Here is a 20,287-nt window from a genome sequence, read left to right on the forward strand (position 1 = left end):
AAAGCGAACCAGATGGAGACGGCGATGCACCGGCTTGTGATTGCGGAGGACCAGACGATTACTCGCGAATCGCTGAGGCTCGTGCTCTCGCGCGATGGCTATGAGGTGGTGGGGCAGGCGGCCGACGGAATCGAGGCAATGCGTCAGGTACGCACGCAACGGCCAGATGCGCTCATCCTTGGCCTGCGCCTGCGTCGCCTGAACGGCCTGGAGGTGATCCGTCGTGCGCGTACGGCGCTGCCTGCCCTGAAGATTCTGGTCCTGTCTGACATCGATACGGCCGACACGATTGCGCGATGTGAACGGGCCGGCGCGTCGGCGTTCGTCAGCAAGGTTTCCGATCTCGGGGAGCTTGCGCTCGCCCTCAGGGCGCTTGCCTGCGGCAGCAGCTGGTTCCCGGCAAGTGAAGCGAGCCCGGAGCTTCGTAAAGCCAGAATCCGTAGCGGCGATCATCCTCTCGGGCTCCTGTCGCAACGCGAGCTGAGCGTGCTGGGCTATCTATGCCGATGGAAATGAACGATCTGGCCGCTTTCGTTTCGGTGGCGCGTGCGGGCGGCTTTCGCGACGCGGCGCGCGTGGGCGGCGTTTCGGCGTCGAGCCTGAGTGCCGCGGTGCGCAGGCTGGAGGCGAAGCTCGGGCTGCGCCTGTTGAACCGCACCACGCGCAGCGTCGCGCCGACAGAGGCGGGGCAGCGTCTGCTCGAATCGATCACGCCGCTTTTCAGCGAGATGGAAGCGGCGCTCGACGTGCTCAACGGCTACCGCGAAAAGCCGGCGGGCACGCTCAAGCTCAACGTGCCCGCGAGCGCGGCGCGCACCATCCTGCCGGGCGTGCTCGCGCCGTTCCAACGCGAGTATCCCGAGATCCGCGTCGAGGTGGTGGTGGAGGACGGCTTCGTCGACGTGCTGCAGATCGGCTGCGACGCCGGTATTCGCTACGACGAGCGGCTGGAGCAGGACATGATCGCGATTCCCATCGGTCCGCGCGTGGAGCGCTTCGCGACGGTCGCTTCTCCCGCGTATCTCGCGGCGCGGGGGCGGCCTGAACATCCACGTGAACTGCTCGACCACGCTTGCCTGCGCGTGCAGTTTGCGGGCGGCGCGATGCCGCTCTGGCATTTCGAGCGGGACGGCGAAGTGCTGCGCCTCGACCCGCCCACGGTGCTCGTCGTGCGTCCTGGCGCCGCGCTCGACCTGCTGATCAACATGGCGCTCGACGGCGTCGGCATCGTGTATCTGTTCGAAGAGATGTTGCTGCCGCATATCCGCAGCGGCGCGCTCGTGCGCCTGCTCGACGACTGGGATGTGTCGTTTCCGGGGCCGTTTCTCTACTACCCTGGGCGGCGGCACCTGCCGGCGCCGCTGCGCGCGTTCGTCGACTTCGTCAAGGCGAATGCGTCAGACGATTCGGCATCCTGAGTACGCGTCGAGCGCCCAGTATAAGGGCGCGTAACAACAGCGCTCAGCGACGCTTCATGCCGTATTCGATGAACGTGCGGCACAGCAACTCCATGCCTTTCGCGTCCTCTTCGTCGAAGCGCGCGAGATGCGGACTGTCCACGTCCCATACGCCGATCAGCTCGCCGTCCGGCGTGACGAGGGGCACGACGATTTCCGACTGCGAAGCCGAATCGCACGCAATGTGGCCCGCGAACGCGTGCACGTCGGGCACCACTTGCGTTTGCCGTGTGGCCGCCGCCGTGCCGCATACGCCCTTGCCCAGGGGAATGCGCACGCACGCCGGTTTGCCCTGGAACGGACCGACCACGAGCTCGGTGCCGTCGAACGAGTAAAAGCCCGCCCAGTTCAGGCCTTCGAGCGAATGAAACACGAACGAAGCGAAGTTCGCGGCGTTCGCGATGACGTCGGTTTCGCCTTCGATCAGCGAGCGCGCCTGCGCAGCCAGCGATTCGTAGAGGGCGGGTTTGTCGGAGGGAAGGGTGTCGGAAAGCGAGAACATAAGTCGGTCGATCTGGATATGCGCCGTTCCAGCGAAAGGCGCGGTGGAGCCAAACGAGATTTTAGGCGAGATCGGCTATCGGCAGGAAATCGGCGGGCGCTGAATATGGCGCATCCATGGACTGTAGCGCGCCCTCGTGCGATTATTCACGTTTCGTGTTGAATCTATCCACGCCTGCGGGGCTGGTTGCCGGCGGTTTTTCGGGCATGCTGGCGCATCAGCACAGAATCAACACAGAAACGGAGAACGCGACATGAGCAAGACATTCAAAATCGCCGCCATCGCCGGCGACGGTATCGGCCAGGAAGTAATGCCCGAGGGCGTGCGCGTCGTCGAGGCGGCGGCCGCGAAGTTCGGCCTGAAGCTCGAAATCACGCATTTCGACTGGGCAAGCTGCGACTACTACCTGCAGCACGGCAAGATGATGCCCGACGACTGGTTCGCCACGCTCGAGGGCTTCGACGCGATCTATTTCGGCGCGGTCGGCTGGCCCGACAAGGTGCCCGATCACATTTCCCTGTGGGGCTCGCTCCTGAAGTTCCGCCGCGAGTTCGACCAGTACGTCAACCTGCGCCCGGTGCGTCTGCTGCCCGGCGTGCCGTGCCCGCTCGCCAACCGCAAGCCCGGCGACATCGACTTTCTCGTGGTGCGCGAGAACACTGAGGGCGAGTACAGCTCGGTGGGCGGCAAGATGTTCGAAGGCACCGAGCGCGAGTTCGTGCTGCAGGAGTCGGTGTTCACGCGCCACGGCGTGGACCGCATTCTCAAGTACGCGTTCGAACTCGCGAACCAGCGCGGCCGCAAGAAACTCACGGCAGCCACCAAATCGAACGGCATCTCGATCAGCATGCCGTACTGGGACGAGCGCGTGGCGGCGATGGGCGAGGCGTATCCCGACGTGAAGTGGGACAAGCAGCACATCGACATTCTGTGCGCGCGTTTCGTGCTGCAGCCGGACCGCTTCGACGTGGTCGTCGCCTCGAACCTCTTCGGCGACATCCTTTCGGACCTCGGCCCCGCATGCACGGGCACGATCGGTCTGGCGGCTTCGGCCAATCTGAATCCCGAGCGCAAGTTCCCCTCGCTGTTCGAGCCGGTGCACGGCTCGGCGCCCGACATCTTCGGCAAGCAGATCGCCAACCCGATCGCGATGATCTGGTCGGGCGCGATGATGCTCGACTTCCTCGGCAACGGCGACGCGCAATACAAGGCCGCGCACGACGCGATCATGCAGGCCATCGAGAAGGTGCTGGTGGAAGGCCCGCGCACGCCCGACATGGGCGGCACGGCGAACACGACTGTGCTGGGCGAAGCGGTAGCCGCCGCGCTGTGACGCTGCGGTGACGCCTATGCCGGACGCACCGAAAGCGCCGAAATCTGTCGCGTCGCCGGAGCTCGACGACCTGCGCGTGTTCTGCATGGTCGCGCGCAAAGCGAGCTTCACCGCGGCGGCCGAAGCGCTTGCGGCGTCGCCGGCCTATGTGAGCAAGCGCGTGGGCGTGCTCGAGGCGCGTCTCGGCACGCGCTTGTTGCACCGCTCGACGCGGCGCGTCGCGATGACCGAGGCGGGCGAGCGCGTCTATGCGTCGGCGGGCAAGATCCTCGACGACGTCGAGCGCCTCGTGGACGACGTCTCCACCACGCGGCGCATTCCGCGCGGCACGCTGCGCGTGTCGAGCAGCTTCGGCTTTGGCCGCAACTTCGTCGCGCCCGCGCTCGCCGGGCTTTCCGAGCGGTATCCGCAACTGAGCGTGCGCCTCGAACTGTTCGACCGGCTCGTCGACGTGGCGGGCGAGGGTTTCGATCTCGACGTGCGTATCGGCGACGAGATCGCCGGCCATCTGATCGCGCGCCGTCTCGCCACGAACTATCGCGTGCTTTGCGCAGCGCCCGCGTATCTTGCGCGGCGCGGCGCGCCACAGGAGGTCGCCGATCTCGCCGAACACGCGTGTCTCGCGATCAAGGAGCGCGATCATCCGTTCGGCGTTTGGCGCCTGACCAGGCATGGCGAGACGGTTTCGGTGAAGGTAGCCGGGCCGCTCTCGACCAATCACGGCGAGGTGGCCGTGCAGTGGGCGTTGGCGGGCCGCGGCATCGTGCTGCGCTCGATGTGGGATGTTGCGCCACTGCTGGAGAGCGGGCGCCTGCAGCGCGTGCTGCCCGGCGTCACGCAGCCGGCCAATGTCTGGGCCGTGTACCCGGCGCGCCTCGCGCAGTCCGCGAAGGTCCGCGTGTGCGTCAATCATCTGGAGGAAACGTTCGCGCGCATCGGCATTGCGGCGCCGGCAAACGAGGACGAGAGCGGGCGCTGACCGGGTTCGGCGGGAGCCTTACTCGCTCTCGGGGAGATCGAGCGCCTTGCGCTCGCGTCGTTCCTCGTTGCCGCGCCTCGCACGCTGGCGCTGGCGCGAAAGCACGGTGATGATCTGGCCGGTGGTGGCGTCGGCGGGGATTTCGTTGCGGATCACGTTCGCGACCATCGGCAGTCCCTTGCGCTGGCGGTGCAGCGCCTGCGCGATCGCCTGGCGGCACGCTGGCCCGTGGCAATCCCATTCGTCGCGCAGTTTTCCGCAGTAACGGCAGGTGTCCATGCGTCCCAGTTTACCCAAAATCGATGGGTGGTTTTAGGGGCGCGATCAGCGCGCCTCACGAGTGTCATTCGTGCGCCGCCTGGCGCCGGCCGGCGGTATGATCGGCTGCGGATGTGGCGGGACCGCAGTGCGAAATATCGTGGCGGGAGCGGCAGATGGCGGCGATCGGCGTAGTCCTGTTCGACATGGAAGGCGTGCTGTCCCACTACGATCGCGACGCGCGCGTGGCGAGCCTCGCGGCCGCCACCGGCGCGGCGCCTGCAGCGGTGCGTCACGCGATCTGGGGCTCGGGTCTCGAAGCGCGCGCCGACGCGGGCGAAATCGACCCCGACGCTTATCTGCGCGCACTGGGCGCAATGCTCGGCTGCGAGGTGGGCCGCGACGTGTGGCTCGCGGCGAGGCGCGCGTCGATCACGCCGAACGAGGCGGCGCTCGCGCTGGCGCAGCGTGTAGCCGCGCGTTGCCGCATCGCCGTGTTGACCAACAACTGCTCGCTCGTCACGCATCACCTCGACTATCTGAATCCGCCCGTTGCGCGGCTTTTCGGTTCACAGGTCTATTCGTCGGCGACGTTCGGCGCGGTCAAGCCGGCCGCGCAGACCTACCTGGGCTGCGTTGCACAACTCGGCGCGCAGCCCCAGGACACGCTCTTCATCGACGACAGCGAAGCGAACGTCACGGGCGCGCTCGACGCGGGGTTGCAGGCGTGCCACTTCGTCGAAACCGAATCGCTCGCGAGCGACCTGGCGCGGCTCGGGCTGATCGACGCTTGATGGCCGTGCCGCACGGGCGCCCACGGCGTGAATGAATGCATGAATGAATGGATGGCTGGCGAACGTACGGGAGCTTGCGATGAAGATGCAATGGAACTGGAAGCGGGTCGCGACGCTCTGCCTGTGCGCGTTCGCGCCGCTCGCCGCGGCTCAACAACCGGGCGCGCCGCTCGTCTACGTGACGGACTTCGAACTCGACGCGGCCAACGTCAAGCAGGATTCGAATCCTGTGGAGAATGCGCGCGAGCACATGGGCGGCTTGCTGCCACGACCGCTGTTGCGCCACCGCGACCCGCAGCAGCAGGCCGATCAGGTCGTCACGAAAATGGCCGATGCGCTGGTGAACGACCTGCGCGAGAAGGGCCTCGACGCACGCCGCCTGCCCAGTGGCACGCCGCTACCCGCGCAGGGCTGGCTCGTGCGCGGCGTCTTCCTGAGCGTGGACGAAGGCAACAGCATGCGGCGCGCGGTGGTGGGGTTCGGCTCGGGCGCGAGCCAGATCGAACTGGCGGTGGCCGTGGACAACCTGGCCACCCAGGCGCCGCAGCCGCTTTATCAGGTGATCGACAGCCAGTCGAGCCATGCGAAGCCGGGCGCCGGCGCGGCCATCGCGCTCAATCCGTACGTGGCGGCGGCCAAATTCGTGCTCGCGCGCGCGGATGACCGCAAGAACGTGGACCGTGCGGCGGCCGAAGTGGCCGACTCGGTTGCGGCGCGCGTGAAAGCGGCGCCGCAATGACGCCGTGGGCGCGCCTTAGCCGCGCGGCGGAATGTTGAGCCCGCGCTCGACCGCCGGACGCGCGACGAATGCTCCGAGCGCGCGCGCGACGTTCCTGAAATCGGCGTAACCGACGAGGTCGCCGGCCTCGTAGAAGCCAACGAGGTTGCGCACCCAACCAAACGTGGCGATGTCGGCGATGGTGTACTCGTCGCCCATGATCCACTTGCGCCCCTCGAGGCGCTGGTCGAGCACGGCGAGCAGACGCCGCGACTCGGCGACGTAGCGGTCGCGCGGACGCTTGTCCTCGTACTCCTTGCCCGCGAACTTGTGGAAGAAGCCCACCTGGCCGAACATCGGCCCGATGCCGCCCATCTGGAACATGACCCACTGGATCGTCTCGTAGCGCGCCGCGCCTTCACGGGCGAGAAAACGGCCGCTCTTGTCGGCGAGATAGATGAGGATTGCGCCCGATTCGAACAGCGCGAGCGGCTCGCCGCCCGGGCCGTTGGGATCGAGGATCGCGGGAATCTTGTTGTTGGGGTTCAGCGAGAGGAATTCCGGCGACATCTGGTCATTCGCGTCGAAGCGCACGAGATGCGGCTCATAAGGCAGGCCGCTTTCCTCCAGCATGATCGAGACCTTGACGCCATTGGGCGTGGGCAGCGAATAGAGCTGGATGCGATCGGGGTGAAGCGCTGGCCACTTGCGGGTGATGGGAAATGCGGAAAGGTCGTTCATGCGGCGTCCTTGAAGGCCTTCAACGGCGCGGCGCTTGCCGTGCAAGGCGCGCCGCGGCCTGATCGACAGGCGGGAGTGGAGTCAGGCCGCCAAGTTTAGTGGAAATGGCGCATGCCGTCTTTTCGCCGCAAGACGCGGCTTACACGCTGCCTTCGCGCTCGACCACGAGAATGCGCGCCTCGCCGCGCGGATGCGCGACGTGCTCGCAGCCCACGCCCGCGAAGAACACGTCGCCGGCTTCGAGCACCGCGACCCGCTCCGCGCCGTCTTCGCGGTAATGCATGTCGACCACGCCGTCGAGCACGGCAAACACTTCCTCGCCGTCGTTGACGTGCCATTGGTACGGCTGGTCGGTCCAGTGCAGGCGCACGGTGGTGCCGTTCATGTTGGCGATGTCGAGCGCGCCCCACGGGCGGGTGGCGGTGAAGGTTTTCGAGCGGATGACTTTCATGGTGGTACGGCCTTGGGTGTGATCGTGCGGCGCCGCGGAGCGGGGGTCAGGGATTGGCAGGCATGGACTGCGCAAGACTCATCAGATTGAGCGGCGCGACGCGAATGAGGCCGCCGCGCGGGCTGTCGATATCGGCGATGAGCGTGAGCGACAGCGTCACCGTGACGGGCAGGATGAGCAGCAGCACCCGCCGGCCGACCTGGCCGTGCGCGCCGTAGCCCTGCATCAGGTTGCTGAAGATGGCGATGCTGATCATCAGCACCCACGCGGCGACGGGAATGCGGTTGATCCACGCGGCCTGCGTGTAGCCCTGGGTGTTGATGACGTCGTTCATGCCGGAGACCACGAGCGCCATCACCGGATTCGGCTGCGCCTTCGCGGGATCGCGCACGCTCGCCCAGAGTTGCGTCTGAAGCTCGCCGGTGTCGCGGTTGATCTGATCGAGTGCGCCGGGCTCGTGCACGACGTAGAAGTGGATGCGCGCCTGAAGATAGCGCGCAAGCAGCGCCTTGGTCTGGGCAGCCGCCTCGCCGCCAAGCAGCTCGGCGCGCAGATACTCCGTGCCGATCGCGTTGGCTTCCTCTTCCTCCAGGTTCTTGCGCTGGTCGTAGCGGCTCACGGCCATCGAGAGCGTGAAGCCGATCAGGAGCGCGAGCAGCGTGAGCGTCGCGCCCTGCACGATCTTGTAGTTCTCGCGCGCCTCCTCGGCGAGCGGGAAGTAGCGGTGCAGCACGTTTGCGCCGAGTGCGGCGGCAAGCGGCAGCACCAGGATCAGCACGATGAACAGCAGCGCGGGGCGCTGGAGGATGAGCGGCGTCATGGAGTCTCCGCGAAAAGCGTGAGAGGGACGAAGGCGCTGCAATGCAAATCGGCGTCGCCCGCGCGAGGCGGGGCGACGCCGATTCTACGACAGTTCCGCGCGGCGGCGCGGGCCGCTGCCGGTGCTTTAGCGCGCCGTGCGCTGCGGCCACATCGTGCGGCCCCAGAACGTCAGCGAGCGGTCCCACGCGAGCTGCGCCCAGACCGGATCGTACTGCGTGATGGGGATGCGGTTCGGGCCCACGGCGGTCTCGTTCGCAAACGCGTGGTGGGCGAGATAGCGATGGAACTCGACGTCGACGTTGGCGCCCTTGAGCTTCGTTTCGAGTTCCGCGACGGTTTCGATGCTGAACGCCTGGTCCTGGGTTGCAAAGTGGCCGAGGATGGGTGCCGTGATCTTGCTCGCGTCGATGTATTCGAGCGGCGGGAAGCCATACCACACCACGGCGCTCGCAAGGCCCGGCACCATGGTGGCCGCGAGCAGCGTGAGCGCGCCGCCCATGCAGTAGCCCGTCACGCTCACACGGTCCGTGAGCGTCTTCAGATAGTTGACCGCGCCATACACGTCCTGCGAGGCGGCATCCGCGAAGTCGAGGCCCGTCATCAGATGGTGGGCCTCTTCCTGTTCGACCGTGCTCTTGCCGCGATAGAGGTCGGGCACGAGCGCGAAGTAGCCAGCTTGCGCGAGCCGGTCGGCCACGCCGCGGATCTGGTCGTTCAAGCCCCACCATTCCTGGATCACGACGATGGCGGGCGCGCCTTCGGTCTTCTCCGGTTTGGCGAGATAACCCTGGAGCGACTGGCCGTCAGGGCGGGTGAAGGAAATCATGGATCCGGCGGACTGTTTCATTTGGGGCAACCCTCGGTGAGTCGGTTGAACGAAAGACGCAAGCATAGCGCTTGCGTACGGGATTTGCGTGTCTGCGCCTGACCTGCTCATTCGCCGATCAGATGCAGCACGATATCGCGCGTGTGCGCCGCGCGCCGATGCTCGAACACATAGATGCCCTGCCACGTGCCCAGCACGGGATTGCCGTGCTCGACCGGGATGCAGAGCTGCGTGTGCGTGAGCGCCGTGCGCAAATGCGCGGGCATGTCGTCGGGGCCTTCGGTGTCGTGCTCGTAGCGCTGGGGATCTTCGGGCGCGAGCTGCTCGAAGTAGCGTTCGATATCGCGGCGCACCGAAGGATCGGCGTTTTCCTGGATGACGAGCGACGCTGAAGTGTGGCGGCAAAAGAGGGTGAGCAAGCCGGTGGCGATGCGCTGTTCGCGCACGAACGCGCGCACCTCCTGGCTGATCTCGACGAGCCCGCGCGTGCGCGTGCTCACCGGCAGATGATGGATGGCCTGGCGCATGATCGGTATTCTCCTTGCTGGCGGCGGCGCATGGCTGCTGAGCCGCCGCCGCGGCGATTTCAGCCTTCAAGGATAGCGCAGGCGCGCCGGGCGCGCAGACCGCCCCCGCGGCCGGCACACGATGCTGGTACGATGTCGCCCTTGCCGGGTACTGCCCCGGCCGACCGCATACGAAGGAGAAAACCGCTTGAACCTCACCCGCTTCGCGAAAGCCCGCCACGCCACCAAGGCGTTCGATCCCGCCCGCAAGATTCCCGCGGCCGTCATCGACGAACTCAAGGAGCTGATCCGCTTCAGTCCCTCGTCGGTCAATTCGCAGCCGTGGCATTTCGTGGTGGCCGAAAGCGACGCGGCGCGTGCGCGTATCGCCAAGGGCATGGAAGGTTTCGCGTACAACGAGCCGAAGGTCACGCGCGCCTCGCACGTGGTAGTGCTGTGCGTGCGCACCGACATGGACGAAGCGCACCTCGCCGAAGTGCTCGCGCAGGAAGAAGCGGACGGCCGCTTCGCCAATGCCGAGGCGAAGGGGGGTCAGGAAAAGACGCGCGCGTTCTATGTGAACCTGCATCGCGAGCGCAACGACCTGCCGGCCTGGATGGAAAAGCAGGCGTATCTCGCGCTCGGCACGCTGCTGATCGGCGCGTCGACGCTCGAAATCGACGCCTGCCCGATGGAAGGCTTCGACGCGAAAGCGCTCGACGAGGAACTGGGCCTGCGCGAGCAGGGCCTCACCGCTTTGGTGGTGGTCGGCCTCGGCTACCGCAGCGCCGACGACTTCAACGCGAAGCTGCCGAAGTCGCGTTTGTCCGCAGCTTCGGTATTCACCGATCTCGGTTGATTCGCGCAGGGTTTCGCCGCGCTCGCAGCCGGTGCGGCGATTGACGCGGCCCGAAGCCACGCGGGAGCCGCATCAGGAGCATGGGTCCATGCATGGTATCAAACGCCGGATCGTGTACGTCACGCTGTTCGAAGGCATCGCGATCCTGATTACCAGCACGAGCTTCGCCTCGCTCTCGGGCAGCGGCATGGACCGCGCGGGCGCGGCGGCGGTGTTTTCATCGCTGATCGCGGTGGGCTGGAACTTCGTCTTCAACCTGCTGTTCGAGCGCTGGGAAGCGCGCCAGACGAAACGCGGCCGCAGTGTCGCGCGCCGTATTGCGCATGCGGTCGGCTTCGAGGGCGGCCTCGTGGTGTTCCTCGTGCCGATGATCGCGCTCACGCTGCACGTGACGTTGATCGAGGCGTTCGCGATGGATATCGGCCTCTCGATGTTCTTTCTCGTCTACAACTACGTCTATAACCTGATTTTCGATGCCGTGTTCGGCCTGCCGGCCTCCGCCATGCCGGTGACGACGGCTTCGGAACGCGAGCCGCGCGCATAGCGCAGGGTCGCCCGGTCAGGGGCTCGCAGCGGCGCCCTGCGTCCTGCTCGCTTCCACGTTTGCCGGACCGCTTGCGCTCGCGCCCGCCGCCGCGGCGTCGGAAGCCGGCGCCACCGCACGCGCCGGATGCTGCGCATCGTGCAGCTGCCCGGACCAGCCGCCGCCCAGGTCGCCGATCAGCGAAGCCGTATCGAGCAGCCGCTGCTGATGCACGTTGAGCGCGCTCTGCTGATTGGTCACCTGTGTAGCCAGGGCCGTGGCCACTGTCGTGTAGTCCACGGTGCCCGCCTCGTATTCGTTTTGCGCGATCTGCGCGCCGCGGATGGCGTCGCGCACGGCGGTATCGAGCACGTCGGCCTGCTGCGCGAGGATGCGCAGCCCCGAGAGATCGTTCTCCACCCCCTGGAACGCCGTCAGCACCGTGCCGCGATAGTTCGCCACCGCCGCGTCGTAGCTCGCGCGCGCGGCCGCCACCTGGCCGCTGCGCTGGCCGCCGTCGAAGATCGTCTGGGTCGCGCTCGCGCCGAGCGACCACACATAGTTGCTCATGTGCAGCAGGCCCGAAAGCGGCGACTGCGTGAAGCCGTCGAGCGCAGTGAGCGAGATCGTCGGATAGTACGCAGCCACCGCCACGCCGATCGCCGCGTTGGCCGACGCCATCTGGCGTTCGGCGGTCGCAATGTCGGGCCGCCGCTGCAGCAGCGTGGAGGGCACGCCGGCGGGAATGGCGGGCAGCGCGGGAAGCTGAGTGCTGTGCGGGATATCGACCTCTTCGGGGTTGCGGCCCACGAGCACCGCGATGGCGTGCTCGTTTTGCGCGCGCGCCACGCCCAGGGCGATCAGGCTCGCGCGCGCAGACTCGAGCTGGGTGCGCGCTGAGATCAGATCGGACGGCGGCACGGTGCCCGCCTGGTCCTGGTTGGCCACCACGCGCAGGAAGTCCGAGTACGCCTGCACGGTATGCGTGAGCAGGTCGATATCGGCATCAGTGATGCGCAGATCGATCACGGCGTTCGCCAGCGCAATTTGTTCGGAGAGCGTAGCGTTCGCCAGCGTCGCCTCGCTCGCCTGCGCCGTGGCCGACTGTTCCTCGATCTGGCGGCGCACCTGGCCCCAGAGGTCGATGTCCCAGCTCGCGTTCGCTTCGAGCGTGCCGCCGTTGACGATACGCGCGCCGCTCGGCGTGGACGTGATGCTGCTCACGCTGCTGAGCGTGCCGGTGGAGGAGCGCTCGCGCGCGAGCGAGCCGGTAATGCCGATGGTCGGGAAGAGGCTCGCACGCGCGACACGCACTTCGGCGAGCGCTTGCTGGTAGTTCGCGTAGCTCTGCCGCACGGTCTGGTTCGAGACCTGGACGAGCGGTTCCAGTTCGTCGAGCAGCGGGTCCTGGAAGGCGGTCCACCAGTCGCCCTTGGGGCCCTGGGCGGCTTCGGGCTCCGCCTGGGTCCAGCCGGGCAGCTCTTTCCACGTGGCGGGCACGGTGACCTGCGGGCGATGGTAGTCCGGCCCGACCATGCAGCCTGCGAGCAGCAGCGCTACGGTGAGGGGCGCGAGCGCCTGCGCGCGCGTGGCAGCGCTTGCGGCGGCGGGGATCAGCATTCGCATGAGCGATGGATTAAGGCGGGTTTTCATCATGATGCGCTCTCATCGGCCTGGCGATTCCACGGCAGGCGCGCGGCCCAGCGCGCGAGGCGTGCGCGCACGCGGTCGAGGAACAGGTAAATCACCGGCGTGGTGTACAGGGTAAAGACCTGGCTCAGGAGCAGGCCGCCCATCACCGTCACGCCGAGCGGCTGGCGCAGCGAAGCGCCCTGGCCAATGCCGATGGCGAGCGGCAGCGCGCCGAGCACGGCCGCGAAGGTCGTCATCATGATCGGTCGCAGGCGCACCACGGCGGCTTCGTGAATCGCGCGCCGCGCCTCCATGCCCTCGTTGCGCTGCAACTGGATGGCGACGTCGACCATCATGATGCCGTTTTTCTTCACGATGCCGATGAGCAGGATGATGCCGATCATCGCGATCACCGAGAACGGCGTGCCGAAGATCAGCATGGCGAGAATCGCGCCGATGCCGGCCGAAGGCAGGGTGGAGAGGATCGTGAGCGGGTGGATGGTGTTTTCGTACAGCACGCCCAGCACGATATACACCACGGCGAGCGCGGCGAGAATGAGCAGCGGCACGACGCCCATGGACTGTGCGTAGGCCTGCGCCGCACCCGCGAACGCGCCGTGGATGGAGGCCGGCATGCCGATGTTGCGCTCGGCCTGCTCGATGATCGTGCCAGCCTCCGAAAGCGAGCCGCCCTTGGGCAGATTGAACGAAATCGTCCCCGCCACTTCGGTGCCCTGGTGATTGACCTGGGTGGCCGTATGGCGCGTCTTCCAGTCCATGAGCGCCATGAGCGGCACCATGGTTTCGGCGGCCGTGCTGTCCGCGCTGCCGCTGGAGCTGCCGCCCTTGCTGTTGGCGATCGCGTTGTTCTGCTGATTGGCCACCGCGTTGGCGTTGCGCTCGTTGGTGTTGCCGTTCGCCGTGGTGGCCGTGGTCACGGCCGTGAAGGGCGTGACGCCCGAGATGACGCTCGACGGCATCTGCGTTTGCGCGGCGCCGCTCGCGTTGCCTGCCGCCGTGCTCAGCCAGATATCCTGGAACGACTGTGGAAACTGCCAGTACTGCGGCGCCACTTCCATCACGACGAAGTACTGGTTGATCGCGTTGTAGATGGTCGAAACGGTGCGCTGGCCGAAGGCGTCGTAGAGCACGTTGTCCACCTGGTTCGGGTCGAACCCGTAGCGCTTGGCGGTCGTGCGCTGCACCGTCATGTAGGCCTCCAGACCATTTTGCTGCAGGTCCGAGTTCACATCCGACATCTGGCTGCGGTGCTTGTTCAGCTCGTCCACTAGACGCGGCACCCAGGTGAAGAGGGCGTCGGCGTCGTCGCTCGTGAGCGTGTACTGATACTCGGCCGCCGACTGCCGCCCGCCGATCTGCAGGTCCTGCTGGGCCTGCATGAAAAGCCGTGCGCCCGAAACGCCATTGAGCTTGGGACGCAGGCGGTTCACGACCTCGGTGGCCGTCAGGCGACGTTCGTTGAGCGGTTTCAGTTCGACGAACACGGTGGCCGAATTGAGCGCGCGCCCGCCCGTGAAGCCCGCCACCGATTGCACCGCCGGATCGGCCTTCACGATGGCCTGCAGCTGCGCGAGCTTTTTTTCCATCGCCGTAAACGAAATGCTCTGGTCCGCGATGATCTGTCCGATCAGAATGCCGGTGTCCTGCTCGGGGAAGAACGTGCCGGAAAGCAGCCGCGCGAGAAACACATTGCCGACCAGCAGCGCGAACAGGATGAAGATCGTGAGCCGCGCGTGATCGAGCGCGACGTCGAGCGTGCGCGAGTAGAACTGCTTGAAGCGCTCGAACTGCGCGTCGATCCACACGGCCGCGCGCGATGGCTTCTTGTGCAGCGCCTCGCGCTTGAGCACGTAGGCGCACATGGTGGGCGTGACCGTGAGCGAGATCACGAGCGAGATGAGGATCGCGATCGAAAGCGTCATCGCGAACTCATGAAAGAGCAGGCCCACGATGCCGGGCATGAGCAGAATGGGCAGGAACACGGCGATGAGCGAAAGGCTCATGGAAAGCACCGTGAAGCCCACTTCGCCCGCGCCTTTGAGCGCGGCTTCCTTCGGGTCCATGCCGGCCTCGATGTGGCGCACGATGTTCTCCAGCACGACCACGGCGTCGTCCACCACGAAGCCTGTGCCGATGGTGAGCGCCATGAGCGACAGATTGTCGATGCTGTAGCCGAGCAGGTACATGGGCCCGAACGTGCCCACGATGGAAAGCGGCAGCGCCACGGCGGGGATGAGCGTGGCTCGCGGCGAGAGCAGGAACACGAACACCACGCCGATTACGAGCAGCACGGCGATGAAGAGCGTGCGTTCGGTGTCGGCCACGGAGGCGCGCACGGACTCGGAGCGGTCGATCGCCACATCCACCTTGATCGTGGCGGGCAGCGCGGCTTCGATGGAGGGCAGGCGATCGCGGATCTGCTGCACTGTCTTCACGACGTTGCTGCCCGGCATCGGGTAGACGATCACGAGCACGGCCGACTTGCCGTTGTAGAGGCCCGCGTTGCGGATGTTTTCGTTGGAGTCGATGACGGAAGCCACGTCGCGCAGGAACACGGGCGAGCCGTTGCGATAGGCGATCACCACGTCGCGAAACGGCGCGGCCTTGCTGATCTGGTCGTTCGACGTCACCGTGTAGCGCTGGTTGCCCTGGTCGATATGGCCTTTCGCGCTGTTCGCGTTGGCCGCGCCGATCGACGCGCGCACGTCTTCGAGGCCGATGCCGTAGCTGTTGAGCTTGCCCGGCTCCAGCTCCACGCGCACCGAGGGCAGCGCGCCGCCGCCCAGTGTGATCTGGCCCACGCCGTCCACTTGCGAGAGCTGCTGCTGGATGACCGAATCGGCGGAGTCGTACAGCTGAGCCTTGGTGAGCGTGTCCGAGGTGAGCGCGAGCACCATGATCGGCGCGCTCGCGGGGTTGTACTGGCGATACGTCGGGTTGCTGCGCAGCGTGGTGGGCAAGTCGGCGCGCGCGGCCTGGATGGCGGCTTCGACGTCGCGCGCCGCGCCGTTGATGTCGCGGTTCAGGCCGAACACCACCACGATGATCGCCGTGCCCGTGTTGCTGATCGACGTGAGCTGGCTGACATCCGCGATGGTGCCGAGCCGGCGCTCCAGCGGCTCGGCCACCGTGGACGCCATGATGTCCGGGCTCGCGCCTGCCATGTTGGCCTGCACCACGATCACCGGGTAGGCGATGTTGGGCAGCGGCGCGACCGGCAGCCGGAAAAAGGCGAGCATCCCCGAAATGAGGATGGCGATCGCGAGGAGAGATGTCGCGACCGGCCGCCGGATGAAGAGCGCCGAGAGGTTCACGGCGTGCCCTCGGGCGCGGGTGGCGCGCCGTTGCCGGGACCGCCGCCCGCGTCGCCGTCCGCGTGGCGTTCAGGCCTGCGCTTGCGGCCGAAGCGTTCGGCCAGCCGGTCGAAGAGCAGATAGATCACGGGCGTCGTGAACAGCGTGAGCATCTGCGAAAGCGTGAGGCCGCCGATGATCGCAAGACCCAGCGGACGGCGCAGTTCCGAGCCCGTGCCGCTGCCGAGCAGCATGGGCAGCGCGCCGAGCATGGCCGCGAGCGTGGTCATGAGAATCGGCCGGAAACGCAGCAGCGACGCTTCGAAAATCGCCTCGCGCGGCGGCTTGCCGTGCACGCGCTCGGCTTCGAGCGCGAAGTCCACCATCATGATGGCGTTCTTCTTGACGATGCCGATCAGCAGCACGATGCCGATAATGCCGATCACGTCGAGGTCCTTGCCTGCGATCATCAGCGCGAGCAGCGCGCCAATGCCGGCCGAAGGCAGCGTAGAAAGAATCGTGACCGGGTGCACATAGCTCTCGTACAGCACGCCCAGCACGATATACACGGCCACGAGCGCCGCGATCAGCAGATACACCTCGCTGGCAAGCGAATCCTCGAACGCCTGCGCCGCGCCCTGGAACGACGAGGTGATCGAAGGCGGCAGGTTCACGGCGGCCTCGGCTTTGCGCACGTCGCGCACAGCGGCGGAGAGCGACGCGCCATCGGCGAGATTGAACGAGATCGTGACCGAAGGGAACTGCGCGAGGTGGCTGATCATGAGCGGCGAGCGCGTGATGCTGATCTTCGCAATGCCCTTGAGCGGCACCTGGCCTTCGCTGCTCGTCTGGCTCGGCAGGTAAAGGTCGCCGAGCGATTCGACCGTGGGCAGCGCCTCGGGCTTGGCCACGAGAATCACGCGGTACTGGTCCGACTGCTGGAAGATGGTCGAAACGATGCGCTGGCCCAGCGCATCGTAGAGCGCGTTGTCGATGGTCGCCGCCGTGATGCCGTAGCGCGCCGCGAGCTGGCGGTTCACTTCGACATTCACGGAAAGGCCGTCCGTGTTGAGGTCGCTCGTGACGTCGCGGATCGACGGGATCTGCTTCATGCGTGCGATGAGCGCGGGCACGTACTGCTCGAACGCGTCCTGGCTCGGCCCGCGCAGCACGAAGTTGTACTGGTTGCGCGAGACCGTGGTGTCGAGCGTGAGGTCCTGCTCGGGCTGGATGTAAAGGCGCACGCCCGCGACCTTCGCGACCGACTGCTGAATGCGCCGACCGATTTCGTCGGCGGTTTCGGAGCGGTCGTCGTGCGGTTTCAGGTTGATGAGGAAGCGCCCGTTGTTGAGCGTGTTGTTGATGCCGTCGATGCCCACGTACGAGGTGAGCGAAACGACATCGGGGTCCTTGAGGATTTCCTCGGCCAGGGCGGACTGGCGCCGCACCATCGCCTGGTAGGAGATGGAGTTGTCGGCCACGCTGATGCCTTGCAGCACGCCCACGTCCTGCACCGGGAACAGGCCCTTCGGAATCACGACGTAAAGCAGCCCGGTGAGCACCACCGTCACCACGAACACGACGAGCGTGAGCGTCTGATGGTCGAGCACCCAGCGCAGGCCGCGCTCGTAGGCGTTGAGCGTCTTGTTGAAAAGCCCTTCGCTGATGCGCTCGAAGCGGCTCGGGTGGCGCTCGGCCTGGGCGCGCAAGATGCGCGCGCACATCATCGGCACGACGGTGAGCGAGACGACGGCCGACAGCACGATGGTCACCGCGAGCGTGACGGCGAATTCGCTGAAGAGGCGTCCGATCACGCCGCCCATGAAGAGCAGTGGAATCAGCACGGCGATGAGCGAGATCGTCAGCGAAAGAATCGTGAAACCGATCTGGCCAGCGCCTTTTAACGCCGCCTGCAAGGGTTTGTCGCCTTCCTCGAGGTAGCGCACGATGTTTTCGATCATCACGATCGAGTCGTCCACCACGAAGCCCGTGGCGATGATGAGCGCCATGAGCGAGAGGTTGTCGATCGAATAGCCCAGCTCGTACATGATCGCGAGCGTGCCGATCAGCGAGACCGGCACTGAGATGCTCGGAATGATGGTGGCGGGCAGATTGCGCAGGAACACGAAGATCACGGCCACCACGAGCGCCACGGCGAGCACGAGTTCGAAGGCCGCGTCGCTCACCGAAGCGCGGATTACGCCCACGCTGTTCGACACCACCGTGACCTGCATGCCCGCGGGCAGCGCCGCTTCGAGCTGCGGCAACTGCTGCATGATCTGGTTGACGGTGGCGATCACGTTCGCGCCCGGCTGGCGCTGCACGTTCAGCACGATGGCGGGCGTCTTGTTGTACCAGGCGCCGCGCTCCACGTCCTGCGCGGCCGTTGAGACGCGCGCCACGTCGCGCATGAAGACGGGCGAGCCGTTCTCATAGGCGATGACGGTGTCTTCGTAGTCCTTCGGGTCCGAGATCTGGTCGTTCGAATTGATCGTGTAGTTCAGTTCGGGGCCGTCGAAATTGCCCTTCGGGTTGCTCACGTTGACGTTGGCGAGCAGGGTGCGCAGGTCGTCGAGATTCAGGCCGTAGGCGGCCAGCTTCTGCGGGTCGGCTTCGACGCGCACGGCGGGCACGTTGCCGCCCGCCGTGGTGACGAGGCCCACGCCCGGCACTTCGGAAATCTTCGTGGCGAGACGGTTGTTGGCCGCGTCCTGCAACTGCGTGAGCGACATCGACTTCGACGTGATCGCGAGCGTGAGGATCGGCTGGTCGGCCGGGTTCACCTTGGCGTAGGTCGGCGGCGCGGGCAGGCCGCTCGGCAGGAAGCTGTTGGCCGCGTTGATGGCCTGCTGGACGTTCTGCTCGGCCACGTCGAGGCTCAGCGAGAGGTCGAACTGCAGCGTGATGATCGAGGCACCCTCGGAGCTGTACGAGATCATCTGCTGCAGGCCCGGGATTTCGCCGAGTTGCACTTCGAGCGGCGCCGTGACCGTGGTCGCCATCACGTTCGGGCTCGCGCCCGGGTAGAAGGTCTGCACCTGGATGGTGGGATAGTCCACCGCGGGCAGCGAGGAAACCGGCAGGAACTTCATCGCGACGAGGCCGATCAGCACCATCGCGATCATCAGGAGCGAAGTCGCGACCGGCCGCAGGATGAAGAGACGCGAAATATTCATCGGCGCTGGGTCCGGGGCTCAACCCGCTTGCGAGGCCGCGGCGCTCGCGTCGGAGGCGTTCGGCGCCGTGGCGCCGGGTTCGCTGGCCGCGCCCGGGGCGCTGCCATGGTGCGGCGCACTCGCCGCGCCTGCGTGCGTGGCGGGCCTCGGCCCCGCAGGCTGGATCTTCGTGCCGTCGTTGAGGCGGTCGAGGCCGTCGGTCACGACCTGCTGACCCTGCTGCAGGCCCGCGGAGATCACCGTGTAGCGGCCGTCGCTCGGGCCGAGCGTGACCTTGTGAACCGACACGGTGTTGTCGGCGTTCACGAGGTACACGTAGTCGCCGGGCGCGCCGGTCTGCACGGCGGGCGTCGGTACGAGTACGGCGTTCTGCAGCGTGTCGACGAGCAGCCTCACGTTGACGAACTCGTTGGGAAAGAGCGCCTCGTTGTCGTTGGGCACGCTCGCGCGTAGCGTGACCGTGCCGGTGGCCGTGGCCATCTGGTTGCTGAGCGCGAAGAGCGTGCCGGTGGCGATCTGGCGGGTGTTGTCGCTGCTGAAGACGGTGATCGGCAATTTCGCACCGGCGTTGACGCGCTCGAGCACGCTGCCTAGCGAGGTTTGCGGGATGGCGAACTGCACGGTGGTGGGCTTGATCGTCGTGATGACGGCAATGCCCGTGGAGCTGGACGAAGTCACATAGTTGCCCGGATCGACGAGCCGCAGGCCCACGCGTCCCGACACCGGCGCCGTGATGCGGCAATAGATCAGGTCGAGCTCGAACAGCCTGACGTTCGCCTTGTCGGCCTGCACCGCGGCTTCGTACTGCTTGACGAGGAACTGCTGGTCGCTGTAGGTCTGCGCGGCGATCGACTGCTTTGCGTTCAACTGCGTATACCGCGCGAGGTCGGCGCGCGCCTGTGCCAGCAAGGCCTGGTCCTTGGCGAGCTGCGCGAGCGCCTGCTCCTTGCTGATCTCGTACTGGCGCGGGTCGATCTGGGCGAGGAACTGCCCCTTCACGACGTCCTGGCCTTCCTTGTAGCCCACCTCGGTGAGGTAGCCGCTGATTTGCGGCAGAACCGTGACAGTCGCGACAGGCGTGACGGTGCCGAGCGCGTTGAGCGTCACGGGCATGGGCCCGAGCGTGGCGGCGGCCACGGTCACGACCTGCGGCGCCGCGCCATGCTCCGTCTTCTTGTTGCGCATGATGTGCACGATCACGAGCACAATCAGCACGATCACGAGAATGGCGAGAATGATCGGGCCGAGCCGGCGGCGCTTCGGTGCCCGCGGGGGCGGAGCGGGTGGCGGTGGCGGGGGCGGCGGGGGTGGCTGGGGCGCGGGTTGCGTCTGCGGGACGTCGCTCATGCCTGCCTCCAGGAGATCGGAACACCGCGCGAGGCGGTGCGGAGAAACC

The 20,287-nt window shown here is 66.5% G+C and carries 19 protein-coding genes; 8 read left to right on the forward strand and 11 right to left on the reverse strand.

The genetic code is table 11. From position 1 onward, the window contains the following. Positions 1-12 precede the first annotated feature (12 nt). Together AB4Y36_RS15885 and AB4Y36_RS15890 are read left to right on the forward strand one after the other, a co-directional pair. Positions 13-516 (forward strand): response regulator transcription factor, encoded by a 504-nt coding sequence (locus AB4Y36_RS15885; RefSeq protein ID WP_368683502.1) that lies wholly within the window; start codon positions 13-15, stop codon positions 514-516. After that, positions 507-1,418: a LysR substrate-binding domain-containing protein gene (locus AB4Y36_RS15890; protein ID WP_368683503.1), complete on the forward strand. Its 912-nt coding sequence runs from the start codon at positions 507-509 to the stop codon at positions 1,416-1,418. Before AB4Y36_RS15885 ends, AB4Y36_RS15890 begins: the two co-directional genes overlap by 10 nt. Before the next feature lie 43 nt (positions 1,419-1,461). Here the strand turns inward: AB4Y36_RS15890 and AB4Y36_RS15895 are convergent, their stop codons facing one another. Further along, positions 1,462-1,959 (reverse strand): GAF domain-containing protein, encoded by a 498-nt coding sequence (locus AB4Y36_RS15895; protein WP_368683504.1) that lies wholly within the window; start codon positions 1,957-1,959, stop codon positions 1,462-1,464. A 253-nt stretch (positions 1,960-2,212) separates the two neighbouring features. Between AB4Y36_RS15895 and AB4Y36_RS15900 the strand changes: the two genes are divergently transcribed. Both AB4Y36_RS15900 and AB4Y36_RS15905 read left to right on the forward strand, forming a co-directional pair. Beyond that, positions 2,213-3,292, forward strand: a complete 1,080-nt coding sequence (locus AB4Y36_RS15900) for a tartrate dehydrogenase (protein WP_368683505.1) — start codon at positions 2,213-2,215, stop codon at positions 3,290-3,292. Positions 3,293-3,308: 16 nt separating this feature from the next. Further along, entirely contained in the window at positions 3,309-4,271 is a 963-nt protein-coding gene (locus tag AB4Y36_RS15905) for a LysR substrate-binding domain-containing protein (RefSeq protein WP_069268629.1), read from the forward strand. An 18-nt stretch (positions 4,272-4,289) separates the two neighbouring features. Here the strand turns inward: AB4Y36_RS15905 and AB4Y36_RS15910 are convergent, their stop codons facing one another. Next, entirely contained in the window at positions 4,290-4,550 is a 261-nt protein-coding gene (locus AB4Y36_RS15910) for a hypothetical protein (RefSeq protein WP_069268628.1), read from the reverse strand. A 155-nt stretch (positions 4,551-4,705) separates the two neighbouring features. Between AB4Y36_RS15910 and AB4Y36_RS15915 the strand changes: the two genes are divergently transcribed. Both AB4Y36_RS15915 and AB4Y36_RS15920 read left to right on the forward strand, forming a co-directional pair. Beyond that, positions 4,706-5,323 (forward strand): HAD family hydrolase, encoded by a 618-nt coding sequence (locus tag AB4Y36_RS15915; protein ID WP_368683506.1) that lies wholly within the window; start codon positions 4,706-4,708, stop codon positions 5,321-5,323. Between the two features lie 43 nt (positions 5,324-5,366). Further along, a complete protein-coding gene (locus AB4Y36_RS15920; RefSeq protein WP_368683507.1) occupies positions 5,367-6,062 on the forward strand; it encodes a DUF4410 domain-containing protein in 696 nt (231 codons plus the stop codon). Positions 6,063-6,077: 15 nt separating this feature from the next. On the opposite strand, the gene AB4Y36_RS15925 is transcribed toward AB4Y36_RS15920, so the two are convergent. From AB4Y36_RS15925 to AB4Y36_RS15945, 5 genes are all read right to left on the reverse strand, one after another. Continuing rightward, positions 6,078-6,782, reverse strand: coding sequence for a glutathione S-transferase N-terminal domain-containing protein (locus tag AB4Y36_RS15925; protein ID WP_342947428.1), 705 nt, complete (start codon positions 6,780-6,782; stop codon positions 6,078-6,080). 139 nt (positions 6,783-6,921) lie between these two features. After that, the gene (locus AB4Y36_RS15930) at positions 6,922-7,233 is read right to left on the reverse strand and encodes a cupin (RefSeq protein WP_069268624.1); all 312 of its coding nucleotides are present in this window, start codon (positions 7,231-7,233) and stop codon (positions 6,922-6,924) included. Between the two features lie 46 nt (positions 7,234-7,279). After that, on the reverse strand, positions 7,280-8,053 hold the full coding sequence (locus AB4Y36_RS15935; protein WP_368617252.1) for a hypothetical protein: 774 nt from the start codon (positions 8,051-8,053) through the stop codon (positions 7,280-7,282). A 126-nt stretch (positions 8,054-8,179) separates the two neighbouring features. Further along, entirely contained in the window at positions 8,180-8,902 is a 723-nt protein-coding gene (locus tag AB4Y36_RS15940) for a dienelactone hydrolase family protein (protein WP_069268622.1), read from the reverse strand. An 86-nt stretch (positions 8,903-8,988) separates the two neighbouring features. After that, positions 8,989-9,408 (reverse strand): secondary thiamine-phosphate synthase enzyme YjbQ, encoded by a 420-nt coding sequence (locus AB4Y36_RS15945; RefSeq protein WP_069268621.1) that lies wholly within the window; start codon positions 9,406-9,408, stop codon positions 8,989-8,991. A 187-nt stretch (positions 9,409-9,595) separates the two neighbouring features. On the opposite strand from AB4Y36_RS15945, the gene nfsB reads away from it, so the two are divergent. After that, the gene (gene nfsB, locus AB4Y36_RS15950) at positions 9,596-10,246 is read left to right on the forward strand and encodes an oxygen-insensitive NAD(P)H nitroreductase (RefSeq protein ID WP_368683508.1); all 651 of its coding nucleotides are present in this window, start codon (positions 9,596-9,598) and stop codon (positions 10,244-10,246) included. Positions 10,247-10,334: 88 nt separating this feature from the next. Next, positions 10,335-10,790, forward strand: coding sequence for a PACE efflux transporter (locus AB4Y36_RS15955; RefSeq protein WP_368683509.1), 456 nt, complete (start codon positions 10,335-10,337; stop codon positions 10,788-10,790). Positions 10,791-10,805: 15 nt separating this feature from the next. Here the strand turns inward: AB4Y36_RS15955 and AB4Y36_RS15960 are convergent, their stop codons facing one another. Genes AB4Y36_RS15960 through AB4Y36_RS15975 form a run of 4 tightly spaced genes read right to left on the reverse strand, consistent with a single transcriptional unit; the run spans position 10,806 to position 20,238 of the window. After that, positions 10,806-12,389 (reverse strand): efflux transporter outer membrane subunit, encoded by a 1,584-nt coding sequence (locus AB4Y36_RS15960; RefSeq protein WP_368683567.1) that lies wholly within the window; start codon positions 12,387-12,389, stop codon positions 10,806-10,808. A 32-nt stretch (positions 12,390-12,421) separates the two neighbouring features. Then, complete coding sequence (locus tag AB4Y36_RS15965; protein ID WP_069268618.1) at positions 12,422-15,736, reverse strand: efflux RND transporter permease subunit; 3,315 nt, start codon at positions 15,734-15,736, stop codon at positions 12,422-12,424. Continuing rightward, on the reverse strand, positions 15,733-18,891 hold the full coding sequence (locus AB4Y36_RS15970; RefSeq protein WP_368683510.1) for an efflux RND transporter permease subunit: 3,159 nt from the start codon (positions 18,889-18,891) through the stop codon (positions 15,733-15,735). The genes AB4Y36_RS15965 and AB4Y36_RS15970 overlap by 4 nt, the downstream gene beginning before the upstream one ends. A gap of 18 nt (positions 18,892-18,909) precedes the next feature. Then, positions 18,910-20,238: an efflux RND transporter periplasmic adaptor subunit gene (locus AB4Y36_RS15975; protein ID WP_368683511.1), complete on the reverse strand. Its 1,329-nt coding sequence runs from the start codon at positions 20,236-20,238 to the stop codon at positions 18,910-18,912. Positions 20,239-20,287: the final 49 nt, after the last annotated feature.

Source organism: Paraburkholderia sp. BR10936 (assembly GCF_040965735.1).
Lineage (GTDB): Bacteria > Pseudomonadota > Gammaproteobacteria > Burkholderiales > Burkholderiaceae > Paraburkholderia > Paraburkholderia nodosa_A.

Coding starts and splice junctions, on each gene's coding strand:
- AB4Y36_RS15945 (WP_069268621.1), bottom strand. CDS start 9,408: ATGCGCCAGGCCATCCATCATCTGCCGGTGAGCACGCGCACGCGCGGG.
- AB4Y36_RS15905 (WP_069268629.1), top strand. CDS start 3,309: ATGCCGGACGCACCGAAAGCGCCGAAATCTGTCGCGTCGCCGGAGCTC.
- AB4Y36_RS15885 (WP_368683502.1), top strand. CDS start 13: ATGGAGACGGCGATGCACCGGCTTGTGATTGCGGAGGACCAGACGATT.
- AB4Y36_RS15895 (WP_368683504.1), bottom strand. CDS start 1,959: ATGTTCTCGCTTTCCGACACCCTTCCCTCCGACAAACCCGCCCTCTAC.
- AB4Y36_RS15930 (WP_069268624.1), bottom strand. CDS start 7,233: ATGAAAGTCATCCGCTCGAAAACCTTCACCGCCACCCGCCCGTGGGGC.
- AB4Y36_RS15900 (WP_368683505.1), top strand. CDS start 2,213: ATGAGCAAGACATTCAAAATCGCCGCCATCGCCGGCGACGGTATCGGC.
- AB4Y36_RS15915 (WP_368683506.1), top strand. CDS start 4,706: ATGGCGGCGATCGGCGTAGTCCTGTTCGACATGGAAGGCGTGCTGTCC.
- AB4Y36_RS15910 (WP_069268628.1), bottom strand. CDS start 4,550: ATGGACACCTGCCGTTACTGCGGAAAACTGCGCGACGAATGGGATTGC.
- AB4Y36_RS15890 (WP_368683503.1), top strand. CDS start 507: ATGGAAATGAACGATCTGGCCGCTTTCGTTTCGGTGGCGCGTGCGGGC.
- AB4Y36_RS15955 (WP_368683509.1), top strand. CDS start 10,335: ATGCATGGTATCAAACGCCGGATCGTGTACGTCACGCTGTTCGAAGGC.
- AB4Y36_RS15970 (WP_368683510.1), bottom strand. CDS start 18,891: ATGAATATTTCGCGTCTCTTCATCCTGCGGCCGGTCGCGACTTCGCTC.
- AB4Y36_RS15960 (WP_368683567.1), bottom strand. CDS start 12,389: ATGCTGATCCCCGCCGCCGCAAGCGCTGCCACGCGCGCGCAGGCGCTC.
- AB4Y36_RS15920 (WP_368683507.1), top strand. CDS start 5,367: ATGAATGGATGGCTGGCGAACGTACGGGAGCTTGCGATGAAGATGCAA.
- AB4Y36_RS15940 (WP_069268622.1), bottom strand. CDS start 8,902: ATGAAACAGTCCGCCGGATCCATGATTTCCTTCACCCGCCCTGACGGC.
- AB4Y36_RS15975 (WP_368683511.1), bottom strand. CDS start 20,238: ATGAGCGACGTCCCGCAGACGCAACCCGCGCCCCAGCCACCCCCGCCG.
- AB4Y36_RS15935 (WP_368617252.1), bottom strand. CDS start 8,053: ATGACGCCGCTCATCCTCCAGCGCCCCGCGCTGCTGTTCATCGTGCTG.
- AB4Y36_RS15925 (WP_342947428.1), bottom strand. CDS start 6,782: ATGAACGACCTTTCCGCATTTCCCATCACCCGCAAGTGGCCAGCGCTT.